We start from the raw sequence: 26,132 nt of genomic DNA, 5'->3' as shown, positions 1-26,132 counted from the left end.
ATGGCAGGTTTCAAAGTAAAAAACGGGCGCGGTGTACTCAATTTCAAACAAGCCGATTTGACCACACACTTGGCGGTGGCTTCGCGTGGTTTTGCTGGGCGCGGTTTTAATGGTTGGCTACCCAATCCTGACCCGATTTTGAAAAAACTGGGGCGCGATATTGAGGTGTATCGAGAGTTATTGGCCGATTCGATAGTCGGTGGGCATATCCGCCGTCGCAAAGCGGCCGTTGCCAGTATGGAGTGGCGCTTGGATACGGATGAGGCGGACGCTCACGTGGTTCAGTTGATTGAAACCATGCTGGCCAATATCGATATCTATCAGCTCATCAATGACGCGAGTGAGGCGACGCAGTTCGGTTACCAGCCGATTGAGGTGATGTGGCGCAAGGATGGTGATTGGTTGCCGGTTAGTTTGGTTGCTAAACCGCAGGAGTGGTTTGCTTTTAGCGCCGAAAATGAGCTGTGCTTTATCGGTCAAAACACTCAGCCTCAGATTGTGCCGGACATGAAATTTTTATGCCCGACGCAGAACGCCAGTTATACCAATCCCTACGGCGTGGGCGATCTCGGCATGGTCTACTGGCCGACGGTGTTTAAACGCGGTGGCCTGAAATTCTGGGTGACGTTCACCGAGAAGTACGGCACGCCGTGGATCATTGGCAAAGAACCGCGCTCCAATCAACCGTCTGACACACAGAAATTGCTGGATAGTTTAGAAGCTCTGGCTGGTGATGCGGTCGGTACGATCCCGAATGATTCCAGTGTGGAAATTATCGAAGCCTCCGGTAAAGCAAGTTCGGTGGAGGCGTTTGATAAGCTGATCCGTTATTGTCGCAGTGAAATCGCGATTGCGCTGCTCGGCCAAGATATGAGTACCGAGAAGGACACAAACCATGCGAGTGCTTCGGCTGGCTTGGAGGTCAGTAACGACATCCGCGACCTGCATTGCCGAATTGTCGAAGGCTGTGTGAACCAGTTGATTGACTGGGTGTGTACGCTGAATTTTGGCGAGGATGTGGTACGTCCGAAGTTTGAACTGTACGAAGAAGAAGCCGTTGATAAGGTTCTGGCCGAACGTGATAAAACCTTGACTGAGTGCGGCGTGACCTTTACCAAAGCGTACTTTATGCGTACCTACAATTTGGAGGATGGGGACTTATTGGATGTGCCGCCTCCCGATAGTGGTGATGGTCAAATGCGACGACAGCGTCGTATTTCAACTGATGCGGCGAGTTTCTCTGAGGCTGTGCCTTATCGTGATTTATCCGACGATTTGGCGGCTGGTATGCCATCGGCTGAGGCATTGAATGCGCAGACCGACGCCATGCTGCGCGGGCTGGTTGCGCGACTACAAAACGTGGCCAATGACGAAGAGGCGTTGGCAGTATTGGCTCAGGCGTACCCAGCGATGGATAGTGACTCATTACAAAATGAGTTGACCAAGATGCTGTTCATCGGTCAGGTGTTGAGCCGTCTGGAAACTGAAAGCGAGTTGGCATGAGTATCGCCGACAGTATTGACATCAAAGCACTGTTGGGACTGGCTCCAGAAAAAGCCATCGAATATCTGGACAGCAAGGGGCTGTACGTCGGCTGGAATTGGCAAGACACGCTGGACGAGGCACACGCTCGGAGTTTTACGATTGCGAAAATGACGCAGTTGGATTTGCTGTCGGACACGCGCAAAGCGATCATGCAGGCGATGGCCGATGGTACAGGCTTTCGTGGCTTTGAGCAAACCATCGCGCCGGTGATGCAGGCCAAGGGCTGGTGGGGTCAAAAGACGGTTATCAACCCGTCGGGCGATGCACAGCTGGTTCAGCTCGGCAGTCCGCGTCGCTTGACCACCATCTATCATACTAATCGCCGTTCGGCTGTTATGGCCGCAAAATACCAACGATTGTGCGAGGCAATTGAGACCCATCCGTATTGGCAATACTTGCACCATGATTCGGCACACCCTCGTTTAAATCACTTGGCTTTACACGGCGCGGTTTATGCCGCTACCGATGTGTTTTGGACGTATGGCTTCCCACCGAATGGTTTTGGCTGCAAATGTACGGTTAAAGCCCTGACAGCCAAACAAGCGGAAATGCTGGGCATTTCGGTCGCGGATATTCAGTCGTTTACACAGGACATCGGCCTGAATCAAAGCACGGCCGAGATTTATCAGGCGACTCGTTACGGTACAAAGCGGCCTATGACCGACTCGCAGGCGGTGACACTTGCGGCTCAAGCGGGTGTGAGTCCGACCAAAATCAAAAACATTATTGCCGCACCCGATGCGGGTTTTAATAGCAGCCCCGCCGCCAGTCATTTGATGGATCAGCTTTGGCTGGATAAAGCCAAGTCTGCACTGGGTGATAACGCGGCTTTGGAAGCGGTGGCCAAGGATATGGCGAGCGAATCCCGTGTGCGTGGTTTTATTGCGTGGATGCGCACGACGGCCGGTATGGGCTACTCGCAAAACCGTACTTATGGTGTTGGTCTATTGTCGGATAAGGCCATGCGTCAGTTTGCCAAGGTTCTGCCAGAATCGCGCATGGGCAGCCCCGTTGTCGCGTACCAAGACCATTTGATTGCGGGTAAAAAAGCACGTCGGCATGCGGCGGCTGGGGATGCGCTGGATGAGGCAGCGTATGAACGGATAGTGCGGGAGTTTGGTAAGCCGGATTACGAGCTGTGGGACGCTCAAAACAAGCATGTTTTACACGTATTTGATAAGGGCAACGGGAAAGTTGTGAAGCTATCCATCGGAATGGAACAAAACGGTGCTCAAGTTGTTTCAGCTTTTGAAGTGGGTTTAAATACAATCACCGAGGCAATCACTGGTAAAGTCTTTATTCCTTTACAATAGACGTAAAAAATCCCACTGAGCCGCCGGGTTCGAACCGGATAAAACACGTTGATGAACAACTGTCCTGACTTCCAAGTGTCAGATCTATCAGTAGGATTACCTTTATATTAAATTGAGCCGAGGAAAAATGCAAGATGATTGAATTAACGCTCGATGATTCAGACGCAAAGCGCGGTCTGGCGCAACTTTTACGCAACGCAACCAATAACAAGCCGATGATGAAAGACTTGGCGATGGAGTTGGAGTCCCTCACAACTGAAAACTTCGAGAGCGAGTCTTGGGGCGGCGATAAATGGAAAGACCTGCGCTATTCACGCAAAGGCAAAAAACTTCATCGTTCCGGCGAGCTGGAAGACAGCATTACCAGTGATTACAGCCAAAACTTTGCCCAAATTGGTTCTAATATGGTTTATGCTGCGATTCATCACATGGGGGGCAAAACCTCTGCACATAAAATTGTGCCAAAAAATAAAAAAGGTTTGGCATTCGGCGGCATCGTTCGCAAAGCGGTCAATCACCCGGGCAGTCAGATTGATGCGCGTCCATTTTTGCCGATCAATGGCAAAGGCAAATTACAAGGCGATGGCGAAGAACGATTACTCGATGTCGTAATTGCGGCGTTAAAAAAAGACGTGTACCGGTAAAATACACGCCTCTTTTTTGTTTCATTCTGTGCAATTCAATTACAATCAGCCGTCCCATCAAATCCCGTTTAATCCAGACTCATCCCATTTATCTTAACGAGACGCTCTCATTTATCTTACAGGTTCTCATTGGCTATAGTTTTTAATGTATCTGTATAGGCAAGAAACATATCAACACGTATTACATCTAGAGTAGTTGACGATAGATTGCGACATTGATCACCACCTAATCCCATAAGTGCTGTACCTTTTAAAAAACTTACAGCGGCTTGTCCTGCAATAGTGTTCTCGGATGCAACACCCTTAGCCCAACCAGAGTAGTCATATCCCAAATTGTCTAAAACATTGTAAAACTCCACCACCTTATTTACACCACCTTGTTTAACCTGATTTTGATAGTAATTTAAATCAGTAAGAGTCAGACCGCTTGCCATTATATTTCCTTAAAAATTTTAACTTATTTAGATACTTCAATTGTTTGGATTTTTTGCTTAACCATTAGTTCTATTTCTCGCCAATTAATTAGCATATCTCTTCGATAAATTACATATATTTCAGCATTAATTTTTTTCTCTAGCAATGTAAAGCGATGCTCACATGGTGCAACAGTGTGTACCGAGTTATAGTTGTAACAACTAATAATTGTCTGTATATTTTTATTTTTGTCTTGGTATAAAAATATATCTTTCGCATTGCTATCTTTTCGATATGGCTGATTTGGTAATACCCCCTAAAAAAGCCAGCACCTAAAAGTAGAACCCTTTAAACTAACCCAAAGGAGTTTTACATGAAAGTATCCAAATTCAGCGACAGCCAAATCGCCAGCATTCTAAAACAAGCCGAGTCAGGCGTACCCGTACCCGCACTGTGTCGTGAGCATGGCATCAGCAGTGCCACCTTCTACAAATGGCGCAGCAAATACGCAGGCATGGACGCAAACCTCATGAGCCGCCTCAAAGCCTTAGAAGCCGAGAACACGCGCCTGAAAAAACTCTATGCCGAATCCCAGCTGCACACCGACATCCTCAAGGAGTGCCTTGCAAAAAAGTAAGCGCGTCATCTCGTAAAGAGATGGCGCAACAACTGCACAACGATAAAAACATCAGCATCCGTGCGTCCTGCGAACTCATGAGTATCTCAGAAAAACGCTTTCGCCACATCCCAACGCGCGCGCAAGCCAACGCCATGATAGCCGCTAAACTGATCGAGTTGACCACCACCAAAGGACAAAACACATGGGGCTTTCGATTATGCTACCTGCACATCCGCAACGTCTTGGGCTGGAAATACAACCACAAACGCATCTACCGCATTTACTGCAAACTCGGGCTCAACTTGCGCCTGATTCCCAACAAACGCCTTGACCGAGAAACACCGCAACCACTCGAAGTGCCCGACGCAATGGATGTGACGTGGTCAATCGACTTCACCCACGACAACCTCGAGGATGGGCGCAGCATCCGCTCATGCAACGTCATTGACGACCACAACCGAGAAGGGTTGTTGGCAGAAATCAACTTCTCAATCCCCGCAACCACGCTGACGCGCTATCTCGACCAACTCATTGAATGGCGTGGTAAACCTCAAGCGATACGCTCGGACAACGGCCCTGAATTCATCAGCCACCACTACCAACAATGGGCGCAAAAGCACGACATTAAACTGCTCTACATCCAACCTGGAAACCCACAGCAGAACGCCTACATTGAACGCTTTAACCGAACCATGCGCTATGAATTGCTCAATCAGACATTATTTGAGTCACTCGAACACGCTCAAATCGAGGCGACACAGTGGCTGTGGTGTTACAATAACAACCGTCCTCATATGTCGCTCGGTGGATTCACTCCAGCGCAAACGCGTATGATGGCTTTAACAAACTCACGCGTCCTGCACTAAACGCAGGACTTGTGTTGATTCTACTTTTAGATGCCGCCCTTTTAGGGGGTATTACCCTTGTACCATATTTCATGGGTGTTTTTAGCTCGCTCTGAATCACGCATGGAGTGGTTCAATACCAGCTCACTCAGCGCATCAAACAGCAGCGTACCATTGGCTTCATCGTGTAAAAAGCGAAAGTCCGACATCAATAAAAAGTAATAAACAAAGCGAGCAGCCAAACGCGTATTCTTAGCTGAGCCTCTGAGATGAGCGTTGTTCCAAAATAGAAGAAGTAAGGCCAAAGCATCTAAATCATCTCGCTTGACCAGCTCTCTAGCAATCAATTTGCTGAATTTAAGTGGCGATTTTTGCCGAATTAAAATATCACGACACCACGGTTTTAATCGTATCAATACGGCGGTTAAAGCCGTTTCATCATAAGGGTTTGCCAGCCGCAATATATCCCATAGAACATGATTGAAGATAATGTAACTTCCTGGAAAACGCTGTTCAACCATTCGCAGAGTTTTTAATGATGGCGTACGTTCACCTTTTCGATATTGATACCAACTATTGCTCTGATCCAATGGCTTTTTATCTGGTTTAAACAGTCGTTCTAATTGTTTTGGATTGGCTTGTTCAGAGCGATACAAAACCTCCGCATACCATAGTCTAGTACGAAAATAATTGATTTTTGGTGGGAGATATGACGGCATCATTTATGATAACTGCGTTTTTGCGATATCTTAAAAAATATAATTTGTTGATTTTAAATGATAATTTAAGATTTTGCGCAAAATCAAACAACACTACCCATTTTTTGAATAGTTGATTACGATGCTATTAGTTGAATATTTGGACGCATCGCCATGAAACAAAACGAATCTGAAGCTATCAAACAACAGATGTTTGATGCACTGTTTAAAGAATATGGTCCTTTATTGCCCAGCACTAAGTTGTGGTCGGTTTTGGGGTATCCGTCAATTACCGCATTCCGCCAATCCCATCAGCGGGGACAGCTGTCCTTGCCCATCATTAAAATCGAAGGTCGCCGTGGTCAGTTCGCCTTAACGGTTGATGTGGTGGACTGGCTACTGCAACAAAAAGAAAACACCCAACCCAAACACAGAAAGGAGATCGATGCTCACATGTCAATAAACCCATAATCCAAAAACAAAAAACTCCGAAGCGGTAACTTCGGAGTTCTCTGACAATGCGATAAGTCGTAAGTTCCGCACCCAAGACTTGTCTGCATTGTCTTTCCAAATCAGTCTGGTGTCAAGCATTTTGTTGGCTTGGTACCACTGCGTTCGCATTAACAAAGGAAACACAATGAAAACAGATTCTAAAACCATCCTTAAAATTTGCCGGCTACTCGAAGAAGGTATCCACTCGCGCAGAGAAATTGGCCGCTTGGTCAATAAATCACCGAATACGATCAAAAGTGTTGAGCAGATCAAAAACGATCTCAACCTCAACGCTGAAAACCTCGATGAAACCACCGTATCCAAGCTATTCTATAAGCCAATCCCAAAAACCAATCACGCATCCATCGACTGCTTGACCATTCACAATGAACTGTCAGCACATCGTGATCTGACGCAACGGTTACTTTGGGAAGAGTATTGCAAATACACCGAATCACCCGTCTCATACTCGCAATATAGCAGGACCTACCGAAAATGGCTCAAAACCATCAGCGTCAGTATGCGCCAATCGCACTATCCAGGCGAGCATCTGTATGTGGATTTCTGTGGTCAAACCATTACCATTCGAGGCTCCAAACAAGGAGAAGAGTTTGAAGCACAGATCTTTGTGGGATGTTTGGGTGCCTCCGGTTACATCTTCGCCACCGCTGTTCTGTATTAGTTAAGACTTAATCTGACGTTTTGTTTATCATATAGGAAATAAAGGAGTCAGAAATGAACACTCAATCAAGTCACAAGATTATCAAAAATAAATTAGGTTTGCTCAATTTAGCCCAAACTTTGGGCAGTGTCTCAAAAGCCTGCAAGACGATGGGATTTAGTCGAGACAGTTACTATCGGTTTAGAGATTTGTATGAGCGCGGAGGTGAGGCGGCGTTACAAGAAATCAGTCGCCGTAAACCGATACTCAAGAACCGTATCGACCCGTCAATAGAAGAAGCGGTGGTCAACTTCGCCATAGACAAACCCGCGTATGGACAGCACCGAGTGAGCAATGAATTACGCAAAGTTGGCGTATTTGTTTCAGGTGGTGGCGTTCGTTCCATTTGGTTACGCCATGACTTAGAAACCTTCCAGAAGCGACTCAAAGCATTATCAGCCAAAATCGCACAAGACGGCATCATACTCACAGAAGACCAACTGTTTGCACTCGAACGTGCTCGCGAAGAGAAACAAGCGCATGGTGAAATCGAAACCGAACATCCAGGCTATTTGGGTTCGCAAGACACCTATTACGTCGGCACGATTAAAGGCGTGGGGCGGATTTATCAACAAACCTACATCGACACTTACTGCAAGCTGGCGATTGTCAAACTGTATCAACAAAAACACGCCATTACTTCGGCTGATTTGCTTAATGACCGTGTGATACCGTTCTATGAGGCGCACGACATACCGCTGTTACGCATCCTTACAGACCGAGGCAGTGAATACTGTGGCAACCGAGAAACGCATGAGTATCAGTTATATTTGGACTTAGAGGACATTGAGCACACGCGTACCAAGGTCAAGCATCCGCAAACCAATGGCATTTGTGAACGTTTCCACAAAACCATACAAAACGAATTCTACGCCACCGCATTTCGGCGTAAAATATACAACAGTTTGGAAGAGTTACAAGTCGACTTGGACGCATGGGTGCTGGATTACAACGAGCAACGAACCCACTCAGGGAAGCATTGCTTTGGTAAAACACCCATGCAAACTTTTTTAGATAGCAAACATATCGCTATCGAGAAACAACTGAATCGGACATTTCAGACAACCGAGTCAGTTTTAGCGACAGCCTAATAACTGTCTGTCAGGTCAAGTCGTGGCTACTACAGCTGTTCCCAGTCAAAAGGTGGGTGATTTCATCCAGGCGCACATAGAAATGTTCGCTGACATCGGTGGTGTGCCCAAGTTTGTGGTGCCGGATAATTTAAAATCAGCCGTGATCAAGAATACACGATCCTTGACCTTGCTCAATCAAGCATTCGCCGAGCTGAGCGAGCACTATGGTTTCATCGTAGTACCCGCTCGGTCACGAAAACCCAAAGACAAATCACTTGGCGAAATCGCGGTGCAAATCGTCCAACGCTATATATTGGCTCGGCTGCGACATCGGGTGTTCTTTCATATGGATGAACTCAATGAGCAAATCCAGTATTGGCTTAAACAACTGAATCAGAACATCACGCGGACGTATAAAACATCTCGAGCACAACGACTCATCGAAATTGACCGACCTGCTTTACAGCCATTACCCGAACGGCATTACCCATTTAGTCGCTGGGAGTATCAGCGGACGGTGGACCAATCCTATCATGTGTTTCACGAGGGTTGTTATTACTCCGTTCCCTACACATACACTTATAAGAAAGTGGACCTACGGTTTACCAATAACCAAGTATTGATTTATTACCAAGGCCAATTGATTGCTACTCATATACTTAACCCTGTGGAAGGAAAGTCCACATCAACGCAGCATATGCCACCGCATCACAAAGCGTTTGCAAGCAGTTATGGCGAAGTCAATTTACTAGAGTGGAGCGAGTCGATTGGTGCCGACATGCTCCAAATCGCCCAAGTCAACCTTGAACCCAATCGCCACTACGACTCACGATTAAAGCAGTTGAATCAAATTCGTCGATTGGTGATGCAAAATCATTGGCAAAAGCGCCTGGAGCAAGCTTGTGCCGAACTCATCGCCATGAAGAGCACTAATCTGCAATCACTGCTCTCCATCCTCAAAAGTGATCGGTTTGATGTCAAGCCAAAGACAGCCTTGTCCCAAAGCAAGCACCCAAATATACGCGGTGCGGAGCATTACAGCCAAGCTTTCGGTGAGCTCCATGCTTCAACTGCAACGGAGGTGATATGAAAGATTTGATGACACAACAAATTCTGGCTGAACTTCGATTATCCGGTATGGCGCGTGAGTTGATCCGACAGTCCGATGATATGCAGTGCCAAAAGCTGGGATTTGAGCAACGATTATTGATGCTGCTAACCGCGGAACGTGATTTGCGACAGAACAAACGTATTGCCAATTTGGTCAAACGCGCTAATTTGCGTTACAGTCAAGCCAATTTAGAGGATGTTGACTACGCTACCCAAAGAAATCTGGATCCAGGTTTAGTTCAAAGTTTGTCTTCATGCGCTTGGATTAGTAAGGGGAAGAATCTGTTGATTCTGGGGGCAACAGGAACAGGCAAGAGTTGGTTGGCCTGTGCGTTCGCAAAACAAGCATGTCGTAATGGTCTGAGTACCATTTATACCACCGCAACCAATCTGTTTGAAGAAATAGCATCCAGTTTATTGGATCAGTCGTACCAAAAGCTGAAGAAGCAATTGTGCAGTGCGCGTGTGTTGGTGATTGATGATTTTGGCTTGGGTGGTATCCCAAACAATATGGCTCCAATATTATTGGAAATACTGGATCGCCAGTCGATGAATGGCTCACTCATTATTGCCAGCCAGCACCCGGAAACGGATTGGTATCATTTCTTTGATGATCCTGCAATTGCGGACGCGATTTTAGATCGAGTGGTCTATGAATCGAATCAGATTCATTTAAAAGGGGAGTCAATGAGAAAGGTCAGAGCTAAACGGAATACTTAACTCAGTGAGCAAGTGGCATGCGAATGCTGGTCAGGTTCGTATGCCACCACTGTGCAACAACCATGCAATTGGGTGGTCAAGTGGGAGGAGATTTTGCATCTAAAGCGGACTATCCAAAGTTTGGTCTTAGTTACAAGTTTATTAATGTTCGGCTGCAGCACATCAGATTTTACGCGTGTGAAGACGACGGGAGGTTATTTAAGCGAGACGAAGGTAGCGCTACCGGAACGGATATCGGAAGACATAGGGCGAATCGTATTTCTGCGTAAAGAAGCGTCGAGCCAACACACTCCGACGGTGTTCATCAATGACCGAGTGATAGGCTCCTTGCCGTCGGAACGCTACTCAGAGAGCTTAGTATGTCCGGGCGAACAAACCATCCGCATTGATACGCGGACAGAGACCAACCTACACGGAGCAGACCAACTGTTCAGCGTACCGGCGGGCACCACCCAATACCTCCAAGTATACGAAACCAACGACACCGACTTCGGGGTACGCGCACTGAGCGAAGACCAAGTCAAAGAGCTCAGCAAAGGCCTGAGCCAAAGTCACATCATCAACCGCCACCAACCGATTTGCAACGCACCACTCAAAGTGATTAAAAACATCAACCTTGCAGCCGATGCCCTATTCAAATTCGACTCCACGCAAATGATCCCATCAGGACAAGCACGTGTAGACAAACTCATCCGCGACATCCAAAGCATGGGCGCCCAAGTCGAACAAATTCGCATCATTGGTCACACCGACCGACTCGGAGCCGTTGCCTACAACGACCGCCTATCGCAAGAACGAGCCAAGACAGTAGCCCTCTACATGAAACAACACGGGCTTGATATCCCAAGCGTTACGGCAGGTCGAGGCAGCCGCGAACCGGTGACCAACGGATGCAAAAACCAAACCAACGCACGCAAACTCATCCAATGTCTCCAACCGGACAGACGAGTCAGCATAGACCTCATGGGCACAGTTGAACAAATAGAAAACAAAGGCATCAGCTCCAAATAAAGAGCCAAGCCAAAGTACAGCATATCAGGCCACCCCACATGGGGTGGCACAGACACAAATAAAGAGTAAGAGGAACCCCAGATGATCAACGACATCCAACTCATCACCAAGAGCACCAAGACAGCGGAAGAAAGCACTGTAATAGTCAAAGTCGGCGCAGGCAAAGCAGGCCAACCGACCGTCATCAAAGCCCAAGCAGGGGTGAGCTACGAGCTGCGCGACATCATCAAAAACCGCGCGCCGGACCAATTACTATTCAAACGCAAAGGCAAAGACCTCCTGATCCTACTCAATGCCGAAGGCAAGGATACAGACCAAGACCAGCCGGCAGACATCGTGATAGAAAACTACTACGGTGAAGGCAAAGTCAAACTTATCGGGCTATCCGAAGACGGCCAATACTACACCTACCTACCGCAAGAAGGCACGACCGATCTACTGTCATGGAAGATGGCTGATGGAGCGAGCACCTATCAAAGTTTGGGTGAATTGCATGAGCAAGTGGCTTGGTGGCCATTCGTTTTGGCTGGGGTTGGTGCTGCTGCTGCAGCAGCCAGCGGCGGAGGGAGTGATCCTGTACCAAGCAAAGATACAACACCACCAGCTGCGCCAGATGTGGTTGCACAAGATGATGGCAGCGTTACCATTGCGCCGCCTAAAGACCCTGATGTTAAACTCGTCACCATCGACTATGTTGATGAATCTGGTACACCGCACACAGCCGTGATTACCAAAGGCACTGACGGCACATGGACCTCCAACGACCCGAATGTCAGCACCAATCCAACAACTGGCGTATCGACCATTCCGGAAGACAAAGTCAAAGACGGCGTACCAGTCGTGGCCGATGCCACCGATACCTCAGGCAACACAGGTCCTGAAGACAGCGATATTCCAAAAGACGTTACGCCACCGCCTGCTCCGGATGTGGTTGCACAAGATGATGGCAGCGTTACCATTGCGCCGCCAACAGTACCCGATGTTAAAACCGTCACCATCGACTATGTTGATGAATCTGGTACACCGCACACAGCCGTGATTACCAAAGGCACTGACGGCACATGGACCTCCAACGACCCGAATGTCAGCACCAATCCAACAACTGGTGTATCGACCATTCCGGAAGACAAAGTCAAAGACGGTGTACCAGTCGTGGCTGATGCCACCGATACCTCAGGCAACACAGGCCCTGAAGACAGTGATATTCCAAAAGACGTTACACCGCCACCTGCTCCGGATGTGGTTGCACAAGATGATGGCAGCGTTACCATTGCGCCGCCAACAGTACCCGATGTTAAAACCGTCACCATCGACTATGTTGATGAATCTGGTACACCGCACACAGCCGTGATTACCAAAGGCACTGACGGCACATGGACCTCCAACGACCCGAATGTCAGCACCAATCCAACAACTGGTGTATCGACCATTCCGGAAGACAAAGTCAAAGACGGTGTACCAGTCGTGGCCGATGCCACCGATACCTCAGGCAACACAGGCCCTGAAGACAGCGATATTCCAAAAGACGTCACGCCACCGCCCGCTCCGGATGTGGTTGCACAAGATGATGGCAGCGTTACCATTGCGCCGCCAACAGTACCCGATGTTAAAACCGTCACCATCGACTATGTTGATGAATCTGGTACACCGCACACAGCCGTGATTACCAAAGGCACTGACGGCACATGGACCTCCAACGACCCGAATGTCAGCACCAATCCAACAACTGGTGTATCGACCATTCCGGAAGACAAAGTCAAAGACGGCGTACCAGTCGTGGCCGATGCCACCGATACCTCAGGCAACACAGGCCCTGAAGACAGCGACATTCCAAAAGACGTCACGCCGCCATCAGCGCCAACGGTAGTAATCAATGATGGTGGTGATGAGTTATTAAACGCAGATGAGATTGCCGCAGGTGTGACAGCGACGATCACGTTACCAAAAGATGCCAATGCTGGCGATGTTTTAAAAGTTGATACTGATGGGGATGGTCTACCCGATGTAACTAAAGTATTAACAGCAGATGATATTAAAAAAGGAAATGTTGATGTAGATATTCCAGCGGAGGATATTCCGAATAGCGGTGTTCTAACGGTTACAGCCACTGTAACTGACCCTTCGGGCAATACATCTCCTAAAGGAATGGATACAACGAATGTTGACCGCACCCCACCGAAGCCGATCATCACCTTGGATGCGGACATCACGGCCGACGACACCATCAACGCCACCGAAGCCGGACAAAACATTCCGGTGACGGGCAGCGTGGGCGGTGACGCCAAACCGGGCGACACCGTGACCTTGACCGTCAATGGCAAGACCTTCACCGGTGTGGCCGATGCCAACCTGAAGTTCAGCATCAACGTACCGGGCGCCGACCTGGTGGCCGACAGCGACAAAGTGATTGACGCCAAAGTGGTCAGCACCGACGCGGCCGGCAACGTGGGCAGCGCAACCGACACCGAAGGCTACAAAGTCGATACGGCGTTGCCAGTACCGACCATTACACTGGATGCCGACATCACGGCCGACGACACCATCAACGCCACCGAAGCCGGACAAAACATTCCGGTGACGGGCAGCGTGGGCGGTGACGCCAAACCGGGCGACACCGTGACCTTGACCGTCAATGGCAAGACCTTCACCGGTGTGGCCGATGCCAACCTGAAGTTCAGCATCAACGTACCGGGCGTCGACCTGGTGGCCGACAGCGACAAAGTGATTGACGCCAAAGTGGTCAGCACCGACGCGGCCGGCAACGTGGGCAGCGCAACCGACACCGAAGGCTACAAAGTCGATACGGCGTTGCCAGTACCGACCATTACACTGGATGCCGACATCACGGCCGACGACACCATCAACGCCACCGAAGCCGGACAAAACATTCCGGTGACGGGCAGCGTGGGCGGTGACGCCAAACCGGGCGACACCGTGACCTTGACCGTCAATGGCAAGACCTTCACCGGTGTGGCCGATGCCAACCTGAAGTTCAGCATCAACGTACCGGGCGCCGACCTGGTGGCCGACAGCGACAAAGTGATTGACGCCAAAGTGGTCAGCACCGACGCGGCCGGCAACGTGGGCAGCGCAACCGACACCGAAGGCTACAAAGTCGATACGGCGTTGCCAGTACCGACCATTACACTGGATGCCGACATCACGGCCGACGACACCATCAACGCCACCGAAGCCGGACAAAACATTCCGGTGACGGGCAGCGTGGGCGGTGACGCCAAACCGGGCGACACCGTGACCTTGACCGTCAATGGCAAGACCTTCACCGGTGTGGCCGATGCCAACCTGAAGTTCAGCATCAACGTACCGGGCGCCGACCTGGTGGCCGACAGCGACAAAGTGATTGACGCCAAAGTCGTCAGCACCGACGCGGCCGGCAACGTGGGCAGCGCAACCGACACCGAAGGCTACAGCGTTGATCTGATTCCTCCGGTAGTGAGTATTAGTGTGTCTCCTACATCTGTGGAAGAGGATGGCTCTGTTAATTTGATTTATACAGTGTCTATGGATAAGCCAACGACTGTGGATATTGTGGTTAATTTGACCACCAGCGGCACAGCCACCTCCGGCACCGACTACACCGGCGCGGTCACCAGCGTGACCATTCCGGCTGGTCAAACCAGCGCCACTGTGATCATTGATCCGACACCGGACAACATTTATGAAGGTGACGAAACAGTCATCATCAAAGTCGGTGCTGGCAGTGGATACAGTGTCAGTCCAACGGCTCATACCGCGACCGGTACGATTATTGATAATGATAAAATTGTTGAAATTAATGTTGATCCGAATGGTAACGGCAATCCGGTAGTCTACGAAGCTGGTTTGCCAAGCGGTACTGATGCAGCAGCTACTTCAGAGCAGGCGATCGGCGAGACCTTCACCATTTCAACTACGGATGGAGTTAGCAATGTGTCTGTCGGTGGTACGTCGATGACCTTGGCGCAATTGAAAGCAGCGAGCGCAGGTAGTCCGATTAGCATCAATACAGGTGAGGGAACGATTACGCTTACAGGTTATAGCAGTGCAGATGGTGATAAATCTGCAACGGTAACTTATACCTACACCTTGAATGCGGCACAAACGCATGCGACAGCCAATGGCAATAATACGCTGATTGATAGTGTGCCGATTGTTGTGAATAGTGGTTTAACGACCCAAGGATCAGCAACTCTGAATGTGACTATTGTCGATGATGTTCCTGTGGCACAGAGCTTTACGGCTTACTTAACCGAAGCGAAGACAGTGATTCCATCTGAAACCGATCTGAGTACATGGAATTTGTTGGATGCAGACGGTATTCCAGGTGGCGCTAACGCCATTAGCGTTGCCAGCGGTAATGTGTTTACGGGGCAGGTGTCTGATCGCAATGGTAGTTCAACCAGTACCAGTGCCGTATACGGTGCAGATGGTGCGGGAACGGTTGTGTTTACGCAGGCAGATATCGATGCTTTGAGTAATTATGGTACGTTTACCGCAGCAGCAGATGGCACTTGGACGTTCACTTTGGATAATACGAAGAAGGCTGTGCAAGAGTTGGGCGCTGGTGATTTGAAAACCATCACTGTTGGTTATACGATCACGGATAAAGATGGTGATGTGTCAGCTTCACAAGTCAATATTCAAATCAAAGGCCAAAATGATCCATATTACGCCACAGCAGTACGCCCAGTGGTGAATGAATTGGTGGGTACGGCCTCTGCTACGGCAGCAGGTACGTATACCATTAGTTCTGGTTCAGGTGTGAATTTGGATGATCCGATCATTTTGTCAAAATCGGGTGCTCAGCCAGATTCATTGGTTACGGGTGTTGACATCCGCAACGCGAGCGCCACGAATCCGATAGTGTTTAATTTGACTCATGGCTATATCACGGTTACAGGCATTGAATTGTCAACTCCAATCAACGGTGTTTCGTATCAAGCGGTGGTTAAATACACTTATACCTACACAGGCGGTCCGATTACTGCAGATATTTCTGATGGTGGGCAATTCTATTATTCTGACAATGACAGTGGTGGCAGTACATCAACAGGCTTTAATCCATTGATTTTAAACTTGCCTGATTTATTGCCAACAATCGCGGCCTCTGCGGTTAGTGTGTCTGAAGAAGGTTTAAGCAATGGTATTGCTGACACTATTGGCACAACGGATACGACAGACTCGGCAACAGCGTCGGGAACGATGGCCGTAACAAATGCAACATCTGTTGTGTTTGACACGACCGGTCAGCCGACTACGATTGGTGGAACAGCGGTTACTTGGTCAGGCGCTGGTACGAATACGCTTGTGGCGCAAGACAATACAGGAGCCACTGTATTAACGGCGACTATTAATAATACTGGGGCTTATACAGTCACTTTGAATAAAGCCATTTCGCATCCGATTGCAGGCTCAACACCTGAAACAGCAGAGGATGTGGCCAGCATTGTTCTGAAAGTAAAAGCTGATGACAATAATCCAACCACAGCAGCGGCAGTAGCTGACTTGACAGTGAGTATTGAAGATGACATGCCTGCTGTTGCACAAGGGACTCAGAACGTTGCATTTAAGTCAAGTGATACAAATCTGGCCTTTATTCTGGATCTTTCTTATAGTATGAATCAGGTTGATACTAAAACGGGTAAATCTAAATTCCAGTTGTTACGGGAAGCTGTGGTTAACTTGATCACCACTTACGAAAATCTTGGAGAGGTGCGTGTACAGTTTACAACATTTGGTGATGATGGCGGATATCAGAACTATTGGATGACCGCCTCTGAAGCGATCGCCTTTGTTACTACGCTTACCTACAATAATGGTGAGACCAACTATGATGCTGCTTTGGCAAGCGCAATGGAAGGGTTTGCAAGCCCTGGCAAGTTGACAGGCGCGCAGAATTTGGCTTATTTCTTAACAGATGGCGCGCCAAATAGAGGCCAGGGCAGTGAGTCTACATTGACTGGTACGATTAACTCTGGAAGCAGTGATTCGGGTATTCAATCAGGAGAGGAGACTTTGTGGCAAAGCTTCTTGACTGCTAATCAGATTAATTCATTTGCCTTTGGTATGGGAACCCTTACGGGCGCTGCATCTCAGGGAAATCTTGATCCAATTGCTTATAACGGTAAAGCAGGCGCGGATACTTCAGGTGTTGTTGTGACTGATTTAAGTCAGTTGAATTCCATGCTACAAAATACAGTCACCACAACTTCTCAAACATTTAATTTGTTGAAGGCTTCAGACGCAACCAGTACGGCTTATGGCTTCGGTGCAGATGGCGGTTATATTACGGACGTCACCATTGATGGAACGACATATAAGTTTAATGCCTCGACCCGCACCTTGACAGTGACAGGGACGGATCGTAAGACCTCTTATGATTCAGCAACGGGGGTGCTGACCGTTACGACTTTGAAGGGTGGCGTATTGTCGGTTGATTTTGATACCGGTGATTACACCTATAAGCCAACCAGTGCATCAGCCGACTATCAAGAACAGGTAAGCTTCTCAGTGATTGATAAAGATGGCGATACAGTCGCTGGCAATCAAACGTTGGATGTTTATCGTTTGAAAGCAAATAGCGATAAGGTGTTGACCAATGATGTTGACGGCGCGGTGGTGATTCCGGCAGCAGTGCTATTGGCTAATGATGTGCTGAGTGGGACATCGGCTTCTATTAGCTCGACAACTGCGATTGTTGGGGGATCGGTCAGCGGAACTAGTGCGATCACTGTTGGTTTATCGGGATCGCCGACCCGCGCAACGCCAACCATCGTAGAGAACGCGATAGATGCGGGCTATAATACTACTCAACCTGAGACGTTTAATATTAATGGCACAGCGGCTAAAGCAGAGAACTTTACTGACCGTCGTCTGTTTGGTATTAGTTCAACGGGTGTGGCTACTTTGCAGTTCAGTGGACTCGCAGATAATTACAGTTCTACCTATCGTGACAGTGATTGGATGAAAGTGTATTTAAATGTGGGTGATACATTGTCAGTTGACTTGAACGGCGCTACAGGTGTTACAGGTACCATTTATAGCTCGAATGGTACAACGTCTGTGGCCAGTATTACCATTGCCACGAATGGTACTTATACGGCAACAACCGCCGGAGAATACTATATCGAGGTTAAAGGGTTTAATGATAATAGCTCATATACGGCAGATCTGAGTATTACACCAAATAGCTCGACCAAGTATGCTGAGTTTAACTATGTTTTGAGCGAAGGTGGTTTGACCGATAATGCATTTGTTCAAGTGACTACTGCCTCTGGAACCACAATCACTGGTACTGCTGCGAATGAAACATTGATTGGTACTGATAATCAGGCCGACATTTTGAACGGTGGTGCAGGCAACGATGTGTTGTATGGTGGAACGGGCAATGATACCTTGACGGGTGGAGCAGGCGCAGATAAATTCGTGTTTGCTTCGGCGCTGAACTCGTTAACCAACGTTGATACCATTACTGATTTTGTTTCAGGTACGGATAAATTGGTTTTGGATGACAGTGTTTTTGCTGGTCTCACGGCAGGTTCAGATCTGACCAATTTTGTTTCAAGCAGTAATCCTGCGGCAACATCAGCAGCGGCAACAGTTTTGTACAATACATCCACAGGTGCGTTGTACTATGATGCCGATGGCAACGGAGCTGGCGCAGCCGTTCAGTTTGCGACTTTGAGCGGTCATCCGACATTGCTCGCTACTGACTTTATTATTTTGTAGTATTAAAAAGGTGTGGGGCTTATTGCCCTGCACCTTTTTGTTTTTTGATTCAATGCGGTGTAAGTGGCTTTGATATCGTCAATTGATGATGGTGATTTGACAATTTTTAATAGGAGAAGCTAATGGGAGCGTCTTTATCCAATATCCAGCTTGATAAAGAGTATTTGTTACAAGCTGAAAATACAGAAATTAATCTGGTGGCGCTGTCATCAGTCTTTGCTTTGCCATCCATTACGATTGATGATGTAGATGGTAGTGCTTCCAGTGCTGCTATTTCCGTGGTTGAGGCATCTCAAGATACGGTGACAGGCACATTCCGTGTTCAGTCAGAGGCGGGTCTTGCTGCGGTTATGATTAATGGCATTGATATTAGTCAAGCCAGATCTGATAACGTTATCACATTCCTAACTGGATACGGTACTCTGCGCATTACGGGTTTTGAACCGTCTACTGGCGTCTTTCAATACGACTATACGGATAATGGTTTGGCAAAGGATCATTCTTATGGCAATTATTCGGTAATTGATCAGTTTGTGATCACAGTGATGGATCAAGTGGGACAAAGTGTTTCGAACACTTTGGATGTCATGATTTTGGATACCGAAGGTTCTGGTCAAGATGACTTCGGCGTTATGACCGAGGATACCAGTTCTATTTCGGGCAATGTGCTGGCGAATGATGTTTTGAGTGCGGATGCACCGCATTCGTTGACTTTTTGGAATGAAGTTAACGGTGTGGTGGTGGGCAAATGGGGTACTTTGCACGTTCAGTCTAATGGTGACTGGGTTTACCAATTGAATAAAGACTTACCCCAAGTTCAAGGCTTAAAAGATAATCAGGCATTGAATGAAGAGTTTCGCTATTTACTCGTCGATGCAGACGACGACCAGATTTTGCGCTCCTTGTTCGTTAAAATTGAGGGAGTTACCGATGCCGATCCAGTTATTTTCATTCCTGATTCGAGCAATACAGTAGGTGCCGTTGACTTGATTTTAACCGAGGGTTCGGGCACTCAAGTTCAAAGTTATTTTACGGTTCAAGCGGACGCGGGAATTAAAAAACTGACATTTTTGGATATCGAAATTACGGATAGCGTGAATACAACGCCACTAACTATTGGCACATCCAAAGGTATGTTGGTCATTTATTCCTACGATATGGCGAAGGGCAAGATCAGCTTCACTTATACCGAAGGGATGCGCGCTCACAATCACAATGCCAATGATGACAATATTTTTGATCAATTCATGATCAGCTTGACTGATAATGAAGGCAAAGTTACCAATAAGCCACTGACTGTTTGGATTGCCGATACAGAACCCAATGCAAACAATGACGTGGCCAATATGACCAGCGATCAGAGCGCCATCTCAGGAAACGTCATTACCAACGATTTTGCTGGAGCGGACGCGCTGGCTGGCGTGGTATTTAATGGAGCAATTGCAGGTGCTCAAGCTGGAACCAAAGTGGTTCAGGGAAAATATGGTTTGTTAATCTTTTCAGAGGCCACAGGTGAGTGGACCTACGAACTGGATCAAAATAATCCTGCCTTGACACAGTTACCTCTTGGCAGTGTTATCACCGAAAACTTCATTTATGGTTTAAAAGATGCAGATGGTGATGCTTCATATGCTGCTTTGGATATCTCAGTCAAAACTGTGGACACCACAGCGCCGAGCGTGATTCTGAGTATGAGCGACCAAGCGCTGAAATTGGGTGAAACCGCTGTGGTAACTTTCAGCTTCAGCGAAATGGTCACCGGCTTTGATTTGCGTGATGTCACGGTCGAGAACGGCACGTTGAGCAACTTACAAACCGCAGATGGTGGCAAAACCTGGACCGCTACTTTTACTGCTGCGGCTAATGTACAAGACGCCAGCAACACCATCAGCGTCAAAGATGGCTCCTACACCGATTTGGCAGGCAATGTTGGTACGGGCAATTTCATCAACTACGCGATTGATAATGTTGCGCCGAGCGTGATTCTGAGTATGAGCGACCAAGCGCTGAAATTGGGTGAAACCGCTGTGGTGACTTTCAGCTTCAGCGAAATGGTCACAGGCTTTGATTTGCGTGACGTCACGGTCGAGAACGGCACGTTGAGTAACTTACAAACTGCAGATGGTGGAAAAACCTGGACCGCGACATTCATCGCCACGGCCAATGTAGATGACGCCAGCAACACCATCAGCGTCAAAGATGGCTCCTACACTGACTTGGCAGGCAATGTGGGTACGGGCAATTTCATCAACTACGCGATTGATAATGTTGCGCCGAGCGTGGTGCTCAGCATGAGCGACCAAGCGCTGAAATTGGGTGAAACCGCTGTGGTGACTTTCAGCTTCAGCGAAATGGTCACCGGCTTTGATTTGCGTGATGTCACGGTCGAGAACGGCACGTTGAGCAACTTACAAACCGCAGATGGCGGCAAAACCTGGACAGCGACATTCATCGCCACGGCCAATGTAGATGACGCCAGCAACACCATCAGCGTCAAAGATGGCTCCTACACCGATTTGGCAGGCAATGTTGGTACGGGCAATTTCATTAACTACGCGATTGATAATGTTGCGCCGAATAGTGGTACAACGGCGATTATGGTGGATAACATCACGGCAGATAATGTGGTGAATGGCAAAGAGGCTAAAGAAAATGTTTTAGTGACAGGTAAAGTTTCAGGTGAGTTCCAGGTGGGCGATGTTGTGACATTGGTACTCAATGGCAATCGTTATCTGACGCAAGTGCTTAATACCGCTGGCGACTACTCTACTTTTGTTAAAGGGTCTGATTTGGTCGCAGATAGTGACCATACCTTGGATGCCAGTGTCGCGGCACATGATGCAGCAGGCAATGTCGGTATTGTCGGCACCCAGAAAGCGTATGGTATTGATGTGTCTGTCGATCCAGCTTTGTTGGTTTTAAATAACTTCTACGATAGTTTCAACCCTTATGTGGCCGGTACTTCAAGTGATATGTTGTCCAATGATCGCAACTATGATTTGTCGGTTATTGGTTTGGAAGTCGGTGGTTTTGCACAATACCAATTATGGAATGGTTTCTCTTGGGTTAATACCACATCCGCGCAGATAAATATGGCAGACGGCCCTTATCAATACCGTGCTGTGGTAACGGATGCGTATGGCAATGATCCTTATATTACACAGACGATTACCTTAGAGGTTGATGCGACAGCACCGGCAATGCCTACGGGTGTTGCATTGACTGATCGAGTTCTGAGCGGGACTGCTGAGGCTGGAACCACAGTAATTGTTAGCGATGGTGATCGTGTTATTGCAACAACCACTGCGCAAGCCAATGGCCAATTTAGCGTTACCTTGAGCACCATGCCAAGCCGCGCGGGATTGTCAGTTACCTCTATGGATTTGGCTGGTAATGAGTCGGTGCCTGCGGTTCCGGGTTATCACTATCGTGTTTGGACCGTGGCGTCCAGCTGGACCAATACAGAAGGTCCGTTGGCTTATCGTCCAAATTATTGTTCCTATAATGTGTACGAGCCTTATCGCACTTCTTCGGGTAATGACTGGATTGAAATTGGCAATGGCCCGCAGCGCAATTGGTGTTATCCAGAACAGGGCAGTATTTGGTCTTACTACTGTAATACCGTGACTCTTATTGCAATGGGAGCGGGTAATGATCGTTTAGATACAGGTGTAAGCGGTGGCAAGGGCAGTATGTATAGCAACACTCAAGTTGATATGGGCACGGGTGATGATGTGTTCAATCTGAAGGGTGATATGTACGGCAATAGTCAAGTAGCCATGGGCGATGGTGATGATGTATTTAATGTCGGCCAAAGCATCCGCGATAGCTCTAAAGTCAACCTGGGTAATGGCAATGATGTTTTGCGTGTCGGTGGCTATGTTGAAGATTGCGCCGTGGTTAACGCGGGCGAAGGTGATAACGTAGTCACCGTTGGTGGAGTCATCGATAATGCCAAGATCACATTTGGCTCGGGCAATGATCAATTGACCGTAACGGGTGAGTTTAATGGCTGTGACGCAACAGCGAGCATGGGTGCTGGTGATGATATATTGACATTCACAGGCAAGAAAGTTGTCGGTCAGTTGGAAGGCGGTAGTGGTTTTGATACGCTGGTGCTTGACTATACGGCTGATAATTCGCTGGTAAATTCATGTGTCAACGTTACCAATTTGTCCTCCGCTAATTTTACCGGTTTTGAACTCATCAAGATGGAAGGTAAAAATGCTGTTGATATTCGCTATTGTGATTTAGCTGCAGATACTTCGCGAACAGGCGCATTGTTTATTCAAGGCGGCAGAGATAGCAAAGTGGATCTTGGTGGTAATAATTGGAATTCTGACTCAACGTGGATGCGGGATTTGACTGATAGCAGCGGTTGGCGAATGGAGTCATGGAGAAAATGCGGCAGCACTATTATGGATGATGTTGCTTATGACATATATCGCCATAGTGCAGGGGGATATAATTACATCAATGATGTGTATATTCAGCAGGGCATTCAAGTGATTTAAGTTTGATCATGCTGATCCCCGTGCTTTTTGCACGGGGATTTTTTATTCAATTGTTACCGATCATTTAAAATTCATGGCTTCCAGTTGAGATATCAATCAGTTGGGGGGTGATGTTCGTATCAATATGATATACATGGCTAACTGTGCCGGATTCCATTAAAATAAGTCTTTGCTTAGCGCTTGCTATCAAGGGCTTTTCTTTTTGAGGGTTTTTGTTTACTTAGGAACGTATGTCAAATTCCGATGATTTATTGGTTGTAGAAAACGACGACAGCAGTGTATTACTGGCGCAGTACGCCGAGCGTGCGTATTTGGATTACGCGGTTTCGGTGGTGAAAGGGCGCGCTTTGCCCGATGTGTCGGATGGGCAAAAGCCGGTTCAGCGGCGGATTCTCTATGCGATGCATGAAATGGGTTTGGCGGCGAATGCGAAACCGGTCAAATCGGCGCGTGTGGTCGGTGATGTGCTGGGTAAATTTCACCCGCATGGTGACTTGTCGGCGTATGAGGCGCTGGTGCGTCTGGCGCAGGATTTTTCGCTGCGCTATCCGCTGATTGACGGGCAGGGGAACTTCGGTTCGCGCGATGGCGATGGTGCGGCGGCGATGCGTTATACCGAGGCGCGTCTGACGCCGATTGCGTCTTTACTGTTGGACGAGTTGGACATGGGCACGGTGGATTTCGTGCCGAACTACGATGGCTCGATGGAGGAGCCGGCCTTGCTGCCGGCGCGTTTGCCATTCGTATTGCTCAATGGCGCATCGGGCATTGCGGTGGGTATGGCGACGGAAATTCCGGCGCATAATCTGAATGAAGTGGCGCAGGCGGCGGTGGCTTTGATCAAACGTCCCAATCTGCCGGATGAGGATTTGGCGGCGATTTTACCCGCGCCGGATTTCCCGGGCGGTGGACAAATCACCAATAATCTGAACGAAATCGCGCAGATGTATGCGACGGGCAAAGGCTCGATCAAGGTACGCGCGCGTTGGCACATCGAGGAATTGGCGCGTGGTCAATGGCAATTGGTTGTGTATGAGTTGCCGCCCAATACCTCCAGCCAAAAGGTGCTGGAGGAGATTGAGGAGCTGTCCAATCCGAAAGTCAAAACCGGCAAAAAGGCGCTGCTGCCTGAGCAACAAAACACCAAGCAATTGATTTTATCCATGCTCGACACCGTACGCGATGAGTCGGGTAAAAACGCACCGGTGCGGCTGGTGTTTGAACCGAAATCGAAAAACATTTCGGTGGATGAATTCAGTAATTTCTTGCTGTCCAATACGAGTTTGGAGGGGTCGGTATCCCTGAATCTGGTGATGGTGGGGCGCGACGGTCGTCCGTGTCAAAAATCGCTGCGTGAGGTATTGACCGAGTGGGTCGACTTTCGTCGTGAGACCGTGACGCGTCGCACGCAGTTTCGTGTGCAAAAGGTATCCGATCGCATTCACATCCTCGAAGGGCGCGAAATCGTCCTGCTCAATATCGACGAAGTGATCGCCATCATCCGCGAATCGGACGAACCGAAACCGGCTTTGATTGAACGATTTGGCTTGTCCGAACGTCAAGCCGAGGATATTTTGGAAATCCGCTTGCGTCAATTGGCGCGACTGGAGGCGATCAAAATCGAGCAGGAATTGATGGGCTTGCGCGAAGAATTGATGGGTTTGTATGAACTGCTCAACGACGACGGTGTGCTCAAACGTTTGCTGATCAAGGAAATCGAAGCGGACGCGAAAAAATTCGGTGATGCGCGGCGAACGTTGCTCGAAGAAGCGCAAAAAGCCAGCGTCAGCGTCGCCGTGGTGGACGAACCGATCACCGTGATCGTCTCCAAAAATGGTTGGGTGCGTGCGCGTACCGGCCATCAGGTTGAGGTGGACACACTCGCGTTTAAACAGGGCGATGCCTTGCACGGCTTATTCATGTGTCGCTCGGTACACAACTTATACGCGCTCGACAGCAAAGGGCGCGTGTACTCCGTGCCGGTCTCGGCGCTGCCGGGTGGACGCGGTGACGGTGTGCCGTTGGCGACCTTGGTCGATGTGCAGGACGGCGCGATTCTGTCGCAATACTTTGCCGGTACGGACGATACACGACTGGTGATCGCTACCGCGCAAGGCATGGGTTTTAGCTGCGTGGCGGCCGATTTACAAAGCCGTGTGCGCGCAGGCAAAGCCTTTGTCAATGTGGCCAAGGGCGATGCGATCGTCAAAATGATTGCGATGCAGGACGATGATTTGTACCTGGCGTGTTTGGCGAGCGATGGGCGCTTGCTCAACTTCAGCTTGGTTGAGTTGAAAGAACTCAACAGCGGTGGCAAAGGCGTGATCTTGATGGATATTTCCGAGCCGGTGCATTTGCAAGACGTGTTGCCGAATGATGGCGTTGCCCTGTTGGTGCAATTGCTCAATCGCAGTGGCAAAGTGCAGGAGTTGCGTTTGGCAGGAAGCAGTTTGCAGGCTTTTGTCGCCGCACGCGCGCGCAAAGGCAAGGTCATCGATGCCAAGCTCAAGCCGCAGGGTTTGAAACGTGTGGTGACGCCAAGCTTGTCGTAATGAGCCATGTTCAGCAGGTTGCTGCATCATGGCGCAATATGATGAATTTTTGCGTATAGATGGTGCAAGATGTATGGCGTTTTTGCTTGCTTTGTGAAGAATTTTTGTATATTGTTTACCTGTTGACTGAAAT

General features: G+C 48.5%; 14 protein-coding genes and 1 pseudogene. 13 read left to right on the top strand and 2 right to left on the bottom strand.

Going from position 1 to position 26,132, the window contains the following annotated elements; all coding sequences use genetic code 11:
* From ACZ41M_RS04840 to ACZ41M_RS04830, 3 genes are all read left to right on the top strand, one after another.
* On the top strand, positions 1-1,503 hold the full coding sequence (locus ACZ41M_RS04840) for a DUF935 domain-containing protein (protein ID WP_464730051.1): 1,503 nt from the start codon (positions 1-3) through the stop codon (positions 1,501-1,503).
* Positions 1,500-2,858, top strand: a complete 1,359-nt coding sequence (locus ACZ41M_RS04835) for a phage minor head protein (RefSeq protein ID WP_464730052.1) — start codon at positions 1,500-1,502, stop codon at positions 2,856-2,858. Before ACZ41M_RS04840 ends, ACZ41M_RS04835 begins: the two co-directional genes overlap by 4 nt.
* A gap of 134 nt (positions 2,859-2,992) precedes the next feature.
* Positions 2,993-3,502, top strand: a complete 510-nt coding sequence (locus tag ACZ41M_RS04830) for a phage virion morphogenesis protein (RefSeq protein WP_464730053.1) — start codon at positions 2,993-2,995, stop codon at positions 3,500-3,502.
* Positions 3,503-3,618: 116 nt separating this feature from the next.
* On the opposite strand, the gene ACZ41M_RS04825 is transcribed toward ACZ41M_RS04830, so the two are convergent.
* On the bottom strand, positions 3,619-3,936 hold the full coding sequence (locus ACZ41M_RS04825) for a hypothetical protein (protein ID WP_464730054.1): 318 nt from the start codon (positions 3,934-3,936) through the stop codon (positions 3,619-3,621).
* Between the two features lie 353 nt (positions 3,937-4,289).
* On the opposite strand from ACZ41M_RS04825, the pseudogene ACZ41M_RS04820 reads away from it, so the two are divergent.
* Positions 4,290-5,401 (top strand): annotated as a pseudogene (locus ACZ41M_RS04820) (IS3 family transposase).
* 41 nt (positions 5,402-5,442) lie between these two features.
* Here the strand turns inward: ACZ41M_RS04820 and ACZ41M_RS04815 are convergent.
* Positions 5,443-6,102, bottom strand: a complete 660-nt coding sequence (locus tag ACZ41M_RS04815; RefSeq protein WP_464730055.1) for a hypothetical protein — start codon at positions 6,100-6,102, stop codon at positions 5,443-5,445.
* Between the two features lie 150 nt (positions 6,103-6,252).
* Between ACZ41M_RS04815 and ACZ41M_RS04810 the strand changes: the two genes are divergently transcribed.
* The 9 genes from ACZ41M_RS04810 to parC all read left to right on the top strand — a co-directional run bounded on the left by ACZ41M_RS04810 (position 6,253) and on the right by parC (position 25,999).
* On the top strand, positions 6,253-6,549 hold the full coding sequence (locus ACZ41M_RS04810) for a hypothetical protein (RefSeq protein WP_464730056.1): 297 nt from the start codon (positions 6,253-6,255) through the stop codon (positions 6,547-6,549).
* Between the two features lie 166 nt (positions 6,550-6,715).
* Positions 6,716-7,252, top strand: a complete 537-nt coding sequence (locus tag ACZ41M_RS04805; RefSeq protein WP_464730057.1) for a hypothetical protein — start codon at positions 6,716-6,718, stop codon at positions 7,250-7,252.
* 53 nt (positions 7,253-7,305) lie between these two features.
* Positions 7,306-8,382 (top strand): IS481 family transposase, encoded by a 1,077-nt coding sequence (locus ACZ41M_RS04800; protein WP_464729930.1) that lies wholly within the window; start codon positions 7,306-7,308, stop codon positions 8,380-8,382.
* A gap of 22 nt (positions 8,383-8,404) precedes the next feature.
* Entirely contained in the window at positions 8,405-9,454 is a 1,050-nt protein-coding gene (locus ACZ41M_RS04795; protein WP_464730058.1) for a Mu transposase domain-containing protein, read from the top strand.
* A complete protein-coding gene (istB, locus tag ACZ41M_RS04790; protein WP_464730059.1) occupies positions 9,451-10,194 on the top strand; it encodes an IS21-like element helper ATPase IstB in 744 nt (247 codons plus the stop codon). The genes ACZ41M_RS04795 and istB overlap by 4 nt, the downstream gene beginning before the upstream one ends.
* 177 nt (positions 10,195-10,371) lie before the next feature.
* Positions 10,372-11,205, top strand: a complete 834-nt coding sequence (locus ACZ41M_RS04785) for an OmpA family protein (protein WP_464730060.1) — start codon at positions 10,372-10,374, stop codon at positions 11,203-11,205.
* 81 nt (positions 11,206-11,286) lie between these two features.
* Positions 11,287-18,933, top strand: coding sequence for an Ig-like domain-containing protein (locus ACZ41M_RS04780; RefSeq protein WP_464730061.1), 7,647 nt, complete (start codon positions 11,287-11,289; stop codon positions 18,931-18,933).
* A gap of 122 nt (positions 18,934-19,055) precedes the next feature.
* Entirely contained in the window at positions 19,056-23,447 is a 4,392-nt protein-coding gene (locus tag ACZ41M_RS04775; RefSeq protein ID WP_464730062.1) for an Ig-like domain-containing protein, read from the top strand.
* Between the two features lie 230 nt (positions 23,448-23,677).
* Entirely contained in the window at positions 23,678-25,999 is a 2,322-nt protein-coding gene (gene parC, locus ACZ41M_RS04770) for a DNA topoisomerase IV subunit A (protein ID WP_464730063.1), read from the top strand.
* The last annotated feature ends 133 nt before the right edge of the window (positions 26,000-26,132 follow it).

It is taken from the genome of Puribacter membranae, assembly GCF_055380425.1.
This window is presented reverse-complemented; position numbering and strand designations above follow the sequence as displayed.

Excerpts from the sequence above, each read along its gene's own strand:
- ACZ41M_RS04840 (WP_464730051.1), top strand. The coding sequence starts at position 1 with ATGGCAGGTTTCAAAGTAAAAAACGGGCGCGGTGTACTCAATTTCAAA.
- ACZ41M_RS04835 (WP_464730052.1), top strand. The coding sequence starts at position 1,500 with ATGAGTATCGCCGACAGTATTGACATCAAAGCACTGTTGGGACTGGCT.
- ACZ41M_RS04830 (WP_464730053.1), top strand. The coding sequence starts at position 2,993 with ATGATTGAATTAACGCTCGATGATTCAGACGCAAAGCGCGGTCTGGCG.
- ACZ41M_RS04825 (WP_464730054.1), bottom strand. The coding sequence starts at position 3,936 with ATGGCAAGCGGTCTGACTCTTACTGATTTAAATTACTATCAAAATCAG.
- ACZ41M_RS04815 (WP_464730055.1), bottom strand. The coding sequence starts at position 6,102 with ATGATGCCGTCATATCTCCCACCAAAAATCAATTATTTTCGTACTAGA.
- ACZ41M_RS04810 (WP_464730056.1), top strand. The coding sequence starts at position 6,253 with ATGAAACAAAACGAATCTGAAGCTATCAAACAACAGATGTTTGATGCA.
- ACZ41M_RS04805 (WP_464730057.1), top strand. The coding sequence starts at position 6,716 with ATGAAAACAGATTCTAAAACCATCCTTAAAATTTGCCGGCTACTCGAA.
- ACZ41M_RS04800 (WP_464729930.1), top strand. The coding sequence starts at position 7,306 with ATGAACACTCAATCAAGTCACAAGATTATCAAAAATAAATTAGGTTTG.
- istB (WP_464730059.1), top strand. The coding sequence starts at position 9,451 with ATGAAAGATTTGATGACACAACAAATTCTGGCTGAACTTCGATTATCC.
- ACZ41M_RS04780 (WP_464730061.1), top strand. The coding sequence starts at position 11,287 with ATGATCAACGACATCCAACTCATCACCAAGAGCACCAAGACAGCGGAA.
- ACZ41M_RS04775 (WP_464730062.1), top strand. The coding sequence starts at position 19,056 with ATGGGAGCGTCTTTATCCAATATCCAGCTTGATAAAGAGTATTTGTTA.
- parC (WP_464730063.1), top strand. The coding sequence starts at position 23,678 with ATGTCAAATTCCGATGATTTATTGGTTGTAGAAAACGACGACAGCAGT.